We start from the raw sequence: 14,969 nt of genomic DNA, 5'->3' as shown, positions 1-14,969 counted from the left end.
TTAAAATACTGGTTAGTTAATTATAATATCAATTTCAACTCTTGTTTAAGTTATATAAATAAAGGAAAAGTTTGCACCTGTCTTTACGCTCGATTTTTTTGAGTGCATTTGTAGCATTATTTTTTATAGCCTGTGATATACACTCTGCTTATATTAATAACGCTTATGATGCAAACAACTTTCAGACTGCTTATAAGAAAACACTAAGTGCAGAAAAAGATAAGACTGATGCACTGCTTTGGACTATGCAAGAAGGATACTTAGACTTTTCATGGGGGGGAGGCTATTACAGTATACCTACACTTGATAGGGCAGAGGAGCTATTTAATGCAAGGGTAAAAAGTGGTTTTTTTGTTGGAGCTTTAGAAAATGTAGGTGCAACTTTAACTAATGACCTAGCCATCCCATATACTGGCTACTTTTTTGAAGGCTCTTTACTTAATCTTTATAAGGCCTTATCTTTTGTACAGCTAGGTGATTATGCTGATGCTAGGGTTGAGTTTAATAGGGCTAATGATAGACAAAGGATGGCAAGTGACTACTATGCTAAAGAGATAAGAAAAGCCCAGCTTAAACAGCTTCAAAAAGAACAAAAAAAAGATAAGCAAGATACCATAACACCTAGCACTAGAGATAAAGAGATAGTTAGTATCATAAATAAAGACTATAGCAATATTTTTGGTTTTGAAGTTTATAAGAATCTTATCAATCCAAGCATATCCTATCTATCAGGGCTTTTTTTCTTGCTTGATGGAGACTACTCAAAGTCTATAGACTTGCTAAAAGAAGCTTATGGGATAACAAAGTCTGGGGTTATCTTAGATGATATGCAGCTTTTAGAAGATAGGCGAAATGGAAAAATAAAGCGTTATACATGGGTTATTATCGATGATGGAGATATAGTTAGAAAGGCTAGTCTTTCTATCTCGCCACTTTTGTTTACTCCAGGTGGACTTGTAGGAGTTAGTTTTGTTTTACCAACCTTGCAAGGAAGGGATGGGAAAAATGCTTTTTCAAACTATAAGATAGGAGATAGAAATATAGAAGTTATAACCAATCTTAGCTCACTTTTTATAAGCGAGTTTAAAAAGCAACTTCCTTTAATCATAACTAGGGCTATGATAAGTACTATATCAAAGCTTGCCATCACTCAAAGCATGCAAATAGTGGGTAATAATCAAAATATACCACTTTTAAGTATAGCTGGAAGCCTTGCTACTATAGCCTTTCAAGCAAGTGCAAGCGCTGATACAAGATCTAGTACTTTCTTGCCTAATAGAACTTTAGTTGCAAGAATTTTAAATAGCAACTTTAAAAGTAGCGATGCAAATATCACAGGAGATGGAATCTTATTACTAAAACTTCACTTTATAGATGATGCTAGTAAGTGCCCTAGTGATGTATCTTTAGATAAAAACTTTAAAAACTTTAAGTCCTTAAAGCAAGGAGAAAAAAATAAGATACTTATAAACAACTTTAAAGCTAAAAAAAGCGATACTTTAAATCTATGTTCTAAAACTGACAATATAGTCTATATAAGGGCTAAAAATCACATCACAAACCACTTTATCATCAAAGGAGATTAAATGAAAAAACTACTTTATATAGCACTTTTTGCCCTCTTCATAGCAGGCTGTAGTAACCAAGTGACCTATCTAAATAACGCAGATTCTAAGGAGCTTACAAGTGTAGGTATAGACTTTCATGACATAGAAAGCACAGCTAGAAAGAGTGTACAAAATTTGCTTGATAGCAGCTATGTACAAAATCTAAGCGGCAAACCAAAGATTTTGGCTATATCAGATGTTATAAATGACACTATGCAAAGAGTAAATACTCAAGACCTAACCTTAAAGATAGCGCGCGCTATGAGAAATACTGGTAAGTTTCAACTAACTTCAGCCATAAGTGGAAGTGGCGGTATGACTGATGATATGATAAGTAGGGCTAGAAAGCTTAGAGATGATAAAGAGGTTAATCAAAAAACTACCATAGAAGAAGGAAACCTTATAGCACCTGATCTTTCTCTCTCTGGCAAGATAGTGCAAAAAAACACAGCAGTTGGTAGAAAACAAAGGATAGATTATTCATTTATCCTAGTTTTAACAGACCTAAAAACTGGACTTGTAGTGTGGGATGATGATAGTCATATCATAAAAGTTACAGGCTCTAAAGATGTAGCTTGGTAGATTAGAAGCTAGCTTGTAAATTAAAAAGGTAGATGATGAATTTTTATGAGGTATTTGAATCTAAGCTAGGACTAAAAGGTGATATACCTTCACAAAGTAAGGCTTTAAAAAGAGAACTTAGGGTTGCATTTGTAGACTTTTGGGAGACTTTTGATAAAGAGCGTAATCTAATAGCCCATGCCCTAAGATATAACTATGAGTTAGTCTATGACGAGAGTAATCCAGAAGTGGTTTTTTGCTCAGTCTTTGGCTCTAGGGCATTAGAGTATAAGTGTAAACGTGTCATTTATATAGGGGAGAATATCTGCCCAAACTTTAACGCCTATGACTATGCTTTAAGCTTTGAACACTTAAGCTATATGGATAGGCACTTAAGGATGCCTCATTATATCTGGCAGGGATTTGAAGACCTAAGTCGTAATAAGTACTCAACTTTACGCTTGCGTGATGATAAAACTATGCTAAATCGCAAGTTTTGCAACATAGTTTTTTCTAATGATTTTAATATGGAATCTATGCGCCTAGATACTTTAAGAGGCTTTAGTCAATATAAACAAGTAGATAGTGGAGGAAGGGCTGCTAATAATATAGGTGGACCAGTAAAAGATAAGATAGCTTTTCAAAGTGAGTATAAGTTTTCTTTAGCTATAGAAAACTCTTCACATAAAGGCTATGTTACTGAAAAGATCATGGATGCTTTTTTGGCTGGTAGTGTGCCAGTTTACTGGGGGGCAAGTGATGCTAGATTAGATTTTAATCAAGAAAGTTTTATTAACCTAAATGACTTTGCTAACTTAGAATCTGCCCTTGAGTACATTAAAAAGCTTGATAGTGATGATAGCCTTTATCTAAAAATGCTGCGTTCTAGTCCTTTGAATAATGGGAAGTTTGAAGGTGACTTTGATATAGAAAAACTTGCAAGTTTTTTAAAGCATCTTATAGAAGAAGGTGAGATCTATCACAAAGATAAACACTTTGGAAGAGATGCTAATAGTAACTATCTAGGTATACCAAAACTAGCAAAGTATGGGACTTTTTTTATTATAAACAAAGCTAAGCGTAGGGAAGCACGCTATAGACTAGCCCAAAAGATAATTAAAAGGCGAAATAAGCAAGGATAGAGGACTTATCTAAAAAATAGCTTGATGTTTTAAAACCTAATAACTTACTAATAAATCTAGCTACGTTACTTTATAAGCTCTTAAACTTAATTTATAGAATCTAAGCTCTATCTTTCTTTAATTTAGATTTTTTTGTGTCACTTATTATATTCATCCTTTGTGCGCGATACTGCTAGGATGTTTTTCTTTACTAAAAAATAATAGTTTTATCTCTTTATTAAAAAAACTACAAATAAGCTAAGTTTTTAAAAAGTAGATTCTATAAGCCACAAGCAAAGTAGGCTTTGGTGAAGATAAAAGGCTTTTTAGTATTAAGTTTACTTTACTTTAAGCTTATTAAGCACTCCTAGTAAGCACTAAAATATCAAATCGCTTTGTTATGTGTCATGCTTCTAGCATACTTTGAAATGTCAATTTTTATCAAAAAAGTATTTACATTTTATTAAATTTTATTATTTTGCATGCTATTATGATACTTATTTTTAATTTATAAATAGAAAGGGTACATATTGAGCACAGCTAATATTAAAAAACCACAAAACAAGACCTTAGAAGATATAAAAAACTATTGGAACGCTAGATCACAAAGCTATTCTGATTTAAACAACAAAGAGCTTCAAGGCTTTAAGTTTCAAGCTTGGGAAGAACTTATAAAGGCTAATGTTCCTATAAAAGAAGGTATGAAAGTACTAGATTGTGGGTGTGGGCCGGGATTTTTTAGCATACTTTTATGCAAGCTTGGTTGTAAGGTAACTTCAGTTGATTATAGCGATGATATGTTGCAAAGAGCTAGGGTTAATACGGAGGATTACCTAAGTGATAATAAGCCAGAGTTTTTTAAGATGGATGCTCAAAATCTAGACTTTAAAGATGAAAGTTTTGATCTAGTTATAAGTCGTAATCTAACTTGGAATCTACCTAATCCTCCAAAGGCTTATGAAGAGTGGTTGCGTGTGCTTAAAAAAGGAGGTACGCTTTTAGTCTTTGATGGAAACTGGTATCTTCACTTAAGTGATGAAGAACAAAAACAAAAGTATGAAGCAACTAAAGCAAAACTTGAAAGTCTTGGCTTGGAAAATCACATGACTAAGACAAAAGATGGAGTAGATACTAGGATAATGGAAGATATAGCTAGGGGATTATTTTTTAGTTACTACAAAAGACCACAGTGGGATAAGCAGTTTTTTCAAGATAAGGGCTTAAGGGTTATGGTAGATGAAGATATAGCTAGAAGGATCTATGATGACTTAGAGCTTTTAACTTATGACTTTAGCCTTCCTTTTATGATTAAAGTTACCAAATAAGCCATCAAACAATCACTAAGCCACAAAATATAAGATTTAAAGATGAAAATACACATACTTAAATACGTAGTAACTACAGGATCTTACAAGCCCGTTATAAGTTATAAGATGGCTTTAGATAGAAAAAAAGAAGGTAGTTAAAAAGAGGGTAGATTAGAAAGACTTACAAGGAGTAGTTCTAATTTCATTTATTGCTAGATTTGATAGATCTAAGTTTATATTTTTTAAGGGATAAAATGAAAAAACACATTAAAGGCAGCTTTACTTTAAGTATGTTAATAACAGGGGTGGTTAGTTTTGTAGGAAGTGCATATGCAAATGAGGCTAAGACAGTTAAACTTGATGATATAGTAAGCACAGGAAGCCTGCTTGCTACTCCTATATCTAAAGTTCCAGGCAATGTAAGCATAGTCACTGCTCAAGAGATGAAAAAAACTGATAATCAAAAAGTAGCAGATTATGTAAGACGCTTAGAAGGAGTTCATGTTAATAATGATGCTGGCTTTAACCCACGCCCAAGTATAAGGATAAGAGGCATAAACTATGGCACTTTGATAATGCTTGATGGAGTTATCTTAAGTGATCTTGAAGGGGAGAATAGAATCTTAAATCAGATCTCTCTTTATGATGTAGAAAGGGTTGAAGTAGCACGTGGGGCATTTTCTAGTCTTTATGGAACTAGTGCCATAGGTGGGGTTATAAACTTTATAACTTCTATGCCTGATAAGTTAACTACGCAAGTAATAGTAGGTTATGGCAATGAGTTTAAGGATAGGAGTGCTGATTTAAACTTGATGCGTGCTTACTTCGAACTAGGTAATGCATTTTTTGATAAAAGACTAAAAGTAAAGATTAGTGGTGGGCTAACTACTACTGAAGGTTATCCTAGTGTGCCAGCTTTTACTACAGGCACTCCAAATGAGGTACATGGCTATTTTGTAGATAAAAGTGGACAGACTATAGCAGGAGATGCAGGAAGGAGGGAGTATAGGACTTTTGATGTAAGAGTTAAAGCAAACTATGATAGCGATAACTACTCTATAAAGTCCATGTTTAGTATTTCAAGTCATGATTACACCTTTGTAGATCCACTTACTTTTTTAAGAGATTCTAGTGGCTTGCCAGTTTTTACTGGTAAGTTTGGTCCCCAAACTAATGGTGGCACTACTATAAATCCTTTCATAGGCACAGGTTATGAAGGTCATGGGCGTTATACTCATTATATAGCAAGTCTAAGCTATACCTACTTTTGGGATAATGCTAGTTTGAAAGTAGCTTTAAGTAGTGTTAATCTTGATAGTTACTGGCTTGATCCAGCAACTCAAGATGCTACTAAGGTTAGCTTCGGTGGAGGACCTGGCTACTCTCAAGATATCTATACTTCAAGTAATTATCTTGATATCCTTTATGACTATAAGATTAATGATGCCCACTCCATCACAGTTGCCCTTCAAGGACGCTATCTAAACTACGATCAGCTAAATTTTACAGCTAGTAACTGGAAGGTTAGAAAGTATAATGGCAACCCTCAAGCTTATGGCGGTATGGCACTAGTTGGTAGTGCCTATGTAGACTGGAATGCCTCTTGGAGTGATACTTTAAGCTCAACGCTGGGTTTTAGATATGACTACTGGCAAGATTTTGCTAACTACCTAAAAGGCCCAATAGCAGGTAAGACTAACATTGATTTAAGTCCAAAAGCTACTAATATCCCTAGCCCAAAAGCAAGTATAAACTATAAACCATTTGATTTTTTAAGTTTTAAAGCAGCCTTAGGCTTAGGCTATCGTATGCCTACTATTAGGGAAAAATATAGAATCTCTTTTGGGCAGTTTTGGAATGTTAATCCAAACTTAAAACCAGAAGTTGGTGTAAGTGGTGAGATAGGAGCTGAGCTTAATACACAATATATCGCCTTTAAAGCCTACTACTATCAAACAGAGCTTACTAATATGATCTATAGGCAGGGTAATGGTAAAGAAGCTACGCCATATGAACAAAAAAATGCAGGCTATGGCCGTATAAATGGAGTAGAGCTTGCTACTACTGTGCCTATCTATGATAGCCTTAGTTTTTATGCTAACTATACTTTAACCCTAGCAAGAATCATAAGCAATCCAGCTAATCCAAAAACTATAGGCAAGCAGCTACCTTCCACTCCTGAGCATATGGCAAACTTTGGACTAACTTATGGTAAGGCTAAAGGGGCTTATGGAAGCATAGAAGGAAGCTATGCTTCAGCTGCTTATGCAGATGCCATAAACTCACCTATAAATTTTGGTACTTTTGGTCAGTATGATCCTCAGTTTAGGTTAAATCTAAAGCTAGGTTACGTGTTTAAAAGTGGTATTGATATAAGTGGAAGTATCTTAAATGCAACTAATAATCGCTACTATGACTACTATCAAGTAGCAGGTATTAGTTACTACTTGCAAGCTCGCTATAAAATATAGTCAAGTTATAAGCAACCAAAGCTTTTATAACTAGGCTTTAAGCAAGCCTTAGTCTTGCTTTTTATGTTATAAAAATGTATCTTAGTATTACTACTTCTTATAAAGCATAGTATTTCTTATATAATGCTTCCTTTTTCTCCCAAACTCCCTAAAACTAGGGAGTAAAGACTAGTAATATAAGGCACTTAATGAAACAAACACTTAGAATCTTAACTTTTGCGTTATTTTTTTTACTCTTAGCAAGTAAAGCCTTGCAAGCACAAGATGATTCTATAAACCCAGCTGGTGTAAGTAGTGATATGAGCTCTACTACTAGCTCTGGCCTTAGTTTTAATAAGGCACTTTTTTCTAGTCGTGATGAGGTTTATGCACTAGAAGGACTAGTTTCAAGACTAAGTAGTACAGCCCCTAATGCATTAATTAATGCATTAAGTCCACTAAGCATGAAAGATGCTTCTACTCAAAAGCAAGTTCTTTCTTCCCTCTTGCCAAGTGGAGGTAGTAATGAGCTTTTAACAAGTGTCTTAGGCATAAGTAATATAGAAAATAAAATAATAGATTCTAATATGTATAGTTTTTATAGAAGCCTAAAAGATAAAGAGCTTCAAGCTTTCCCTAGAACTTATAACATTTACCTTCAACCTATCTTTAGAAATGCCACTAAGGATACACAAGCAGGTATAAGTGGCTTTAGTTCTAACTCTTATGGTATAACTTTAGGGTTTAATAAGCGTTTTACTAGCGGGATGATCTTTGGTAGTTTGCTAGCTTATACTAGAACTGAGCTAGCAAATACTAATGGGCTTAATAATACTCTTATGCTAGATAGTTACTCTTTAAAGCTTTATACTTTAAGAGAGTTTAAAAGAATCTTTTTTCAAGCCATACTTGGCTACTCCTTGCATGATGCATATACTACTAGGGATATCACTTTTTTAAATCAGTACATAACTTCAAACAGACTAGCAAACCAACTAGATGCGACCTTAAAACTAGGCTATAGCATACTAGGCTTTATGCCCTATGTAAGCTTAAACTACCTAGCTTTAATAGAAAGTCCTTATAATGAAAAAGGAGGATTTGGAGCTTTAAGTGTTGATGCAAACTTTACTCAAAGTCTAAGCTTAAATCTAGGCTCAACTTATAAGTACTCAATCAAACACTTCACCTTTGGCCTCTTAGGTGAGATAGGTTATGACACTTTAGCTGATAGGGTTAGTAACTCTGCTAGATTTATAAATACTAATCTTGTTTTTACATCTCAGACTTTAGAGCGCCCAAGCTTTGGCTTTAACACAGGGGCTAATATCAAGTTTAGCTTTCTTAAAACCTCTAGTTTATTTTTAGAGTATATTTTTTCTGTGAAGTCAGACTATAGGGCAAACTATCTAGGGTTAAAATATCTTTTAAGATTTTAAAGCTCTAAAGACTTAGAATCTAAAAATGTTGTAAAATTAAGCATTAACAAATAAGGAAGAGCATGTCGTTTGTATCAGTGATAATAGGCAGTAAAACAGACTGGCAGGTTATGCAAGAGTGCATTAAAGTTTTAGATAGTTTTGGTGTTAGAAATGAGATCTTAATCTCTTCAGCGCATAGAACTCCAAAAAGGACTTATGATCATGTTCAAGATGCCTTAAGTAGAGGGGTAGAAGTTTTTATAGGTGCAGCTGGTATGGCAGCCCACTTAGCAGGTTTTTTAGCTGCACATACTTGCAAACCAGTTATAGCTGTGCCCTTAGGTGGTGGTGCACTAGATGGCCTAGATGCTCTCTTAAGTAGCGTTCAGATGCCAAAAACTATGCCAGTAGCAACTGTAAGCCTAGGCAAAGCAGGGGCTATAAATGCCGCTTACCTAGCTATGCAAATCCTAGCTTTAAAAGATAAAGACTTAGAATCTAAACTTTTAAAAGATAGGGAAGAAAAAGCTAAGGCTTTAGAGATAGATTCTAAAGAGTTAGACTTAGAACTTAAAAAATTAAGACAAGATCGTGGATAAAGTAGACTTAAATAATACCCAATCTAAAAAAGCACTGCTTGAAGATGAAAGTATTAAAACATGGATGATAGTAGATGAGTTTATAAAACTTTCTGGCTTTAGTGTAGAACAAATTAGCACCCTTATAAAACAAGGTGACCTTAATAGCAAGGAAGAAGATGGTCTAGTTTATATAGATGTTAGTAGTGGAACTAGCGCTTTAATAAAGGGTGTTGAAAGCACTTTGGTTAATCTTGATGTAAGTGGAACCTCTCTTGATCCTATCTTTGTTGAAAAAACTATCTCAACTATCTTAAGTTTGCATGAAAAAGTCATAAGCGCTAAAGATGAAACTATAGCTGCAGTCAAGTCTGAGAATGAGTTTTTAAAAGAAGGCTTAATCTCTATGCAAGATATCTATGATGATGATAAAAAGACCTTAGAGCTTTTAAGGGAGGAGCTTAAAAAGGCAAATGAAGAAGTAGAGTTTATGAAGCGTAAGTATAAACTTATGTGGGGGAAGATTAGCAACTCTACTAAGTAGTTTATGCACTCAAGCTAGAGGCTATCTTATTATCTTTTTTTTCTTCTAGTCTTGTGTTATAGGCATATCGATTTAGTGTTAAAAAGGATTATATTATAGGCAATATTGCTCTTTTTACAATGTTGGCTAGCTCTTTATAGCTTATAAAAAGAAAGGGGAGAAAAGACCATGCAACTAGAAAAGTACAGCTATAGAAAACTTCACAATGACTTAATGCAAGTAAGAAAAACAATCAAGAAGCTAGAGAGCAAAAAAGCTATGGCAGAGAAAAAAATTCAAAACTACTTAGAAAAAGAAAAAGCCATAAGAGACGCTTTAATTTTTAAGCTTAATACTCCAACAGATGACACTATAAATTCCATTCTAAATTCAAAACCAACACAGTATAAAAATCATAGTGAGCTAGTAGAAAATTTGCATTTAGAACTACATAAAGAAAATTAATTAATGCGAGAGCTAATCATCCAAAACACATATGTAAAAGATTTAAAACTAGTTATCAAACAAAACTGGGATATAGAATCTACTGAACAAGTAGTGCATTCACTTTTGTGTGATGAAGTTTTAAATAAAAGATTAAAAGACCATCCATTAACTGGAGAGTTAAAAGGCTTTCGAGATTGTCACGTGTATGGCGATTTAGCAATTATCTACAAAAGAAGTAAAAGGGAGCTAATCTTATAATTCCAACACTTTCTTTTTCATATTGCTTATTATTTATATATTTTTTTAACCAAAGCGTAAGCTTCCTGGAAAATGAAGTTTTCTCGAAAAAGGGGTTTACCCCACCTAACTCTCCACAAGCCTTTAAAAAAAGTGTTTTTTAGCGTGAGCTAAGGGGGAGGGCTTTGGCACATATTTGTTTTTAGTAAAAATCATGCATTCAACACTACTGCTTGCTTTTCTTGTGATTTTTGTCAGCACGAAACAAAGCAAGCTAACGGGCACATTTTATAAAAATAGTTTGTATCCCTATTAAGTTTATAATTTTTATATTGTGATTGCGACATAGCAATTTTCATATATAGCCTTTTGTTTTTACGTAGTAAAAACAAGCGTGCGGAAAAGGACTACTAAGCAATATTTTATAAAATAAAAACTAAGGGGATAAGTAGACTGCCTAGTTTAAGATAGGTCCCCTTATCCCCCTTGCCAAAAGACAAAGATTTTTAAAAAGTAGATGTTGACAATAAAAAAACTTAAGTACTTCTAACACACTAGACTTATCACAGGGCGTTTTATATGCTCTTTGCAATGATAGATTGCAAAGATTACAAGAAAAAATAATACTACCTATATAAAACGATGGAATCTAACTTTTTTTACAAAACTAGCATAGTCTTAAAAGACTTAACTCTCGCTTTTAGCTTTTTGCTTAGCCTCTAATCTTTCTTCTTTTTTAAAAATATTATTAAGCCTTAAAGAGTTTAAAACTACACTCATAGAACTTATACTCATAAAAAGAGCTGCAAAAAGTGGTATAACAAAGCCTAAGACTGCTACTGGTAAGGCTATAACGTTATAAACTAAAGACATGATGAGGTTTTCTTTAATCTTTCCTATACTGGCTTTAGCTATCATAAAAGCCTTGCGTAAAGTTTTTAAACTATCATCAAGGATTATGACTTTAGATTCTTTAATGGAAGTTTGTGCCCCACTGCCCATGGAGATTCCAACGTGGGCATAACTTAAAGCAAGGGCGTCATTTAGTCCATCACCTATCATGGATACTATGTTGCCCTCATCTACTAGTTTTTTTACAAAGCTAGCTTTGCTAATAGGTGTTTGGTTGCTAAAAACTTCATCTATGCCAACTTTGCTAGCTATATCTTTTGCAACCTCTAGTCTATCTCCACTTAAAAGTATGCAGGTTTTATGGTTTGCTTTAAGATAGTCTATAAGCTCTTTTGCATTGCCCTTTAAAGTATCAAGTAAGAAAAATCTAGCACATAGCACGTATCTATCACCTTCTTTTAATGCCATATTAAAAGTGATAGATGAAGTTTTATTTTCTAGCTCTAAACCAAGATCGTTCATAAAAATATCGCTTCCACAAGCAAAATTAAACCTATCATTGCTCGCATAAAAGCCCTTGCCTGCAACATACTTTATATCAAACTCATCTACTGCTTTAGTATCTTTAGCGTTTAAAACTTCGCTATCATCACTTAAAAAATCATAAACAGTTTGAGAAACTAGATGTGTGTTGTGATGTAAAATATTTTTTAAAATACTCTTATCTACCTTATCTTTTAAGTCTTCATTAAAGATAGATTCTATAACTTTTGGCTTGCCATTAGTTAAGGTACCTGTTTTATCAAAAACTACGTGAGTGACTTTTGCTAAGGTCTCTAAGAAACTTGCTTCAGTAAATAAAATCTTATGTTTAAAGCCTAGATTTAACCCCACTACTGCAGCAATTGGCGTAGCAAGAGCTAGGGCACAAGGACAGGCTATGATGATAACACTTACTGCTATTAGCAGGCTATGATTAAAACCATCTTTCATCAAGAAAAAGTAGATACAAAAAGAAATCGCAGCCAAAGTTAAAACGATCTTAGAAAACATACCGCTAAATCGCAAAGCAAAGTTAGCAATGCGCGGTCTTTTAAACTGAGAGCTTTCTAGCATCTTAGCTAAGGTTGAAGCACTGCTGTTTTGAAAAGTAGTGGTTGCTTCATAGAATATATTAGTATCTAGGGCGTTATAGCCTGAAAGCAAGGCATCTCCTTCTTTTAAAGAAACTGGCAAACTTTCACCAGTGACTAGTGAGGTATCAAAGCTTGCACTAGGAGATCTTAAGAGGGCATCTACTGGGAGGATGTCTCCTGGTAAAAGCATCAACATATCACCTTTTTGTATTAGATCTGGTGATATCTCTTCTCCATTAGCCTTTCTTGCAATGCTAGGAAGTATCGAAGTTAGCTTATCTAAAGAATCCCCCATAGACTTACTAGCTAGGCTTTCTAAAAACTTTGAGCCAAGCACAAAAAGGATTATCATACTTACGCTATCAAAGTAGGTCTCTCCCTGCCTAAACAGCCACGCATAAATGGAGTAAAGATAGACTATAGTAGTACCAGTTATAACTAGTAAGTCCATACCTATCATATTTCTTTTTAGCCCATAATAGGCATTTTTATAAAACTTTGATCCACTAAAAAAGAGGCAAAAGCTACCCAGGATAAAGCTAGCAAAGTTTAAGATATCACGACTATTTTGTTCTATGCCAGTAAAAAAGCCAATGTATTGTCCTACATTTATCCACATAACATTCATAGCACAAAAGACTGCAACTACTAATCTTACGTAGTCATTTCTTAGTTTTGGAGTATTAGTGCTATCAAAAAAGATAGGCTTATAGCCTATGTTTCTTATACTTCTTACTATCTGTTTTAGTGTGATGACATTTGGGTCATAGGTAAGTTTTGCTTTATGGTTTGTATAGTTTATATTAACTGACTTTATGCCTTCTAACCCACTAAGATACTGCTCATTTAACCACACACAAGCAGCACACATAATATCTTCTAAGATAAAACTTACTTCATATAAATCCGGACTAAGCGTTTTTACATAACGTTTTAAAAAGCTAGGAGAATCATAAACACTATCTTTAGCATCCTCTCTATTTACTGGCTTTAAGGTCTTTGAGCCAAGTTTGTCATAAAAAGATTCTAAGTTGTTATCTTGAAGAAGGTTGTAGACAAACTCACAGCCATTACAACAAAAATGGCATTCTTTTCCGTTTATTACCACCTTGTGAAGTGAGTTTTCTGGAAAGTCTAGTTTGCAGTGGTCGCATTTCATGTTTTAAGCGCCTTTATAGTAAAAAAGTTTTTAATTTTAAGCTAAGTTGCCTTAAAATCTTTTTTTAACTTATAAGTTATGGAAAGAGGTATGATTGAAGACGGTACTATTAGTAATAGATGGGGATATAGGGAGAGAGTTTCTCTCTCAGGTAGTCAATAAATATTATAGTAGTAACAACTATGTGGTGCTTTCAAAAACTAAACTTCAAGATGATGTAAGCCTTCCTAGTACCTTTAGTTTTTATGAGTGCGATTACACTAGTACTTTTAGATTAGATCAGATTTTAGGTCCATATATAAGTGATATCTTTTTGATAGTAGATGACTTAGAAGAAAAAAAGATAGTTTATGAGTACTTACATGAGCGTTATAAAAATGCAAGGATAGTATCTAACTTTAAGTATGCAAGTTTTTGTGATTATAGTAAGGATTCTAACCTTGTTATCATCGAAGAAACTAGCAGTCTTGCTTCTAAGCTTTTAGCTAGACTTCCTAACACTCCAACAGTACCTAGAGGCTTTGGACTAGAACAAGGCGAGCTAATGGAGATAGGTGTGCCAACTGGCAGCATCTATGCTTATAGACAAATAGGCTCGATAGAACAAAAAGACTGGAAGATAGTTGGAATCTATAGGGCAAGGAAGTTCTTGCTAGCTAAAAACTCCCTTATGATAAAAGCAGGTGATGTTTTACTAACAGCTGGTGAGCCTAAGGTTTTAACTAGCATCTTTAATCACATCAAATCAGATATAGGTCAGTTTCCCTTACCTTTTGGACATGATATCCATCTCTATATAGATATGCTAGTACAAAGTAAAGAAAGCATACTTTATGCTATACAAGAAGCCCTTTTTATCCATAGTAAGTTAAAGTCTTTTAGGCTTTATATCAATGTTTTTAATACTTGTGATTTTAAGTTTTTAAAAGAGATAAAAGACTTTGATAGTGAAGATGTAGTAGTTAATATAGAACATGGCGGTAGGAGTTTTAAAAAACTTATAGAATCTCATAAGGTTAAAAAGATAGGGCTTATCATAGTTAGTAAGGAGATCTTTACTAAAAAAAGTAACAGAAAAGTGCTTCACTCTTGTTTAAGACCTGTTTTAAAGCTAGGAAGTCACTCTTTAAAAGAAGTAAAAGAAAGCTTAGTTATTATAAATGGCACTATAAAAGAGGGTAATAATCTAACCTCAGTTATATTTGATATAAGTAAGCAGTTAGACTTAAAGATAAAAGTTTATGACTATGAGCCAGATGGACACTTTGATCCTAGTGTGGAAGAGGGCTATCAAAACGTCGCTAGAATCTATAATAAAAATATACGCTATCTAAAAGTCACTTCTAAAAATCCACTCTTTCATCTTAAAACTTTAAAAGTCCCAGTATTTCAGTTTATGCCTTTTACTAAAAATATAACTAAGACTAAAGCCTTTGCTTTTTTAAAAACCAACATAGAAGCCCTATCTTTTTTACTTGATAATAACCCGCAGATTTTCGTTCCTATAGTAGAAGACTTGTAAGCTAGAGTAAGTTATACTTTAAAGTAAGTATCCTAATATCACTAAAGG

General features: G+C 33.8%; 12 protein-coding genes. 11 read left to right on the top strand and 1 reads right to left on the bottom strand.

The window, feature by feature from the left end; genetic code table 11:
- Positions 1 to 71 precede the first annotated feature (71 nt).
- The 10 genes from BKH43_RS01895 to BKH43_RS01850 all read left to right on the top strand — a co-directional run bounded on the left by BKH43_RS01895 (position 72) and on the right by BKH43_RS01850 (position 10,273).
- Positions 72 to 1,586: a hypothetical protein gene (locus tag BKH43_RS01895; protein ID WP_172402289.1), complete on the top strand. Its 1,515-nt coding sequence runs from the start codon at positions 72 to 74 to the stop codon at positions 1,584 to 1,586.
- Positions 1,587 to 2,189 (top strand): penicillin-binding protein activator LpoB, encoded by a 603-nt coding sequence (gene lpoB / locus BKH43_RS01890; protein WP_095227954.1) that lies wholly within the window; start codon positions 1,587 to 1,589, stop codon positions 2,187 to 2,189.
- 35 nt (positions 2,190 to 2,224) lie between these two features.
- Positions 2,225 to 3,310 carry a glycosyltransferase family 10 gene (locus BKH43_RS01885; RefSeq protein WP_172402288.1) on the top strand — a complete coding sequence of 362 codons (1,086 nt, stop codon included), beginning with the start codon at positions 2,225 to 2,227 and terminating at the stop codon, positions 3,308 to 3,310.
- 509 nt (positions 3,311 to 3,819) lie between these two features.
- A complete protein-coding gene (locus BKH43_RS01880) occupies positions 3,820 to 4,614 on the top strand; it encodes a class I SAM-dependent methyltransferase (RefSeq protein ID WP_172402287.1) in 795 nt (264 codons plus the stop codon).
- 236 nt (positions 4,615 to 4,850) lie between these two features.
- Positions 4,851 to 7,067 carry a TonB-dependent receptor gene (locus tag BKH43_RS01875; protein ID WP_095227948.1) on the top strand — a complete coding sequence of 739 codons (2,217 nt, stop codon included), beginning with the start codon at positions 4,851 to 4,853 and terminating at the stop codon, positions 7,065 to 7,067.
- A gap of 188 nt (positions 7,068 to 7,255) precedes the next feature.
- On the top strand, positions 7,256 to 8,485 hold the full coding sequence (locus BKH43_RS01870) for an autotransporter outer membrane beta-barrel domain-containing protein (RefSeq protein WP_095227946.1): 1,230 nt from the start codon (positions 7,256 to 7,258) through the stop codon (positions 8,483 to 8,485).
- 62 nt (positions 8,486 to 8,547) lie between these two features.
- Positions 8,548 to 9,066: a 5-(carboxyamino)imidazole ribonucleotide mutase gene (gene purE / locus BKH43_RS01865; RefSeq protein WP_095227944.1), complete on the top strand. Its 519-nt coding sequence runs from the start codon at positions 8,548 to 8,550 to the stop codon at positions 9,064 to 9,066.
- Positions 9,059 to 9,589, top strand: a complete 531-nt coding sequence (locus BKH43_RS01860; protein WP_253248018.1) for a DUF3972 domain-containing protein — start codon at positions 9,059 to 9,061, stop codon at positions 9,587 to 9,589. Before purE ends, BKH43_RS01860 begins: the two co-directional genes overlap by 8 nt.
- A gap of 168 nt (positions 9,590 to 9,757) precedes the next feature.
- The gene (locus BKH43_RS01855) at positions 9,758 to 10,033 is read left to right on the top strand and encodes a hypothetical protein (RefSeq protein ID WP_095227942.1); all 276 of its coding nucleotides are present in this window, start codon (positions 9,758 to 9,760) and stop codon (positions 10,031 to 10,033) included.
- Positions 10,034 to 10,036: 3 nt separating this feature from the next.
- Positions 10,037 to 10,273: a type II toxin-antitoxin system mRNA interferase toxin, RelE/StbE family gene (locus BKH43_RS01850; protein ID WP_095227940.1), complete on the top strand. Its 237-nt coding sequence runs from the start codon at positions 10,037 to 10,039 to the stop codon at positions 10,271 to 10,273.
- A 666-nt stretch (positions 10,274 to 10,939) separates the two neighbouring features.
- Here BKH43_RS01850 and BKH43_RS01845 read toward each other — a convergent pair.
- A complete protein-coding gene (locus tag BKH43_RS01845) occupies positions 10,940 to 13,399 on the bottom strand; it encodes a heavy metal translocating P-type ATPase (RefSeq protein ID WP_095227938.1) in 2,460 nt (819 codons plus the stop codon).
- Positions 13,400 to 13,493: 94 nt separating this feature from the next.
- On the opposite strand from BKH43_RS01845, the gene BKH43_RS01840 reads away from it, so the two are divergent.
- Positions 13,494 to 14,921 (top strand): potassium transporter TrkA, encoded by a 1,428-nt coding sequence (locus BKH43_RS01840; protein ID WP_095227936.1) that lies wholly within the window; start codon positions 13,494 to 13,496, stop codon positions 14,919 to 14,921.
- The last annotated feature ends 48 nt before the right edge of the window (positions 14,922 to 14,969 follow it).

The sequence above is a fragment of the Helicobacter sp. 13S00401-1 genome (assembly GCF_002272925.1).
In the GTDB taxonomy this organism is placed as follows: Bacteria; Campylobacterota; Campylobacteria; order Campylobacterales; family Helicobacteraceae; genus Helicobacter_I.
Note: the sequence above shows the minus strand (reverse complement) of the source record. Positions and strands in the feature narration are given on the sequence as shown.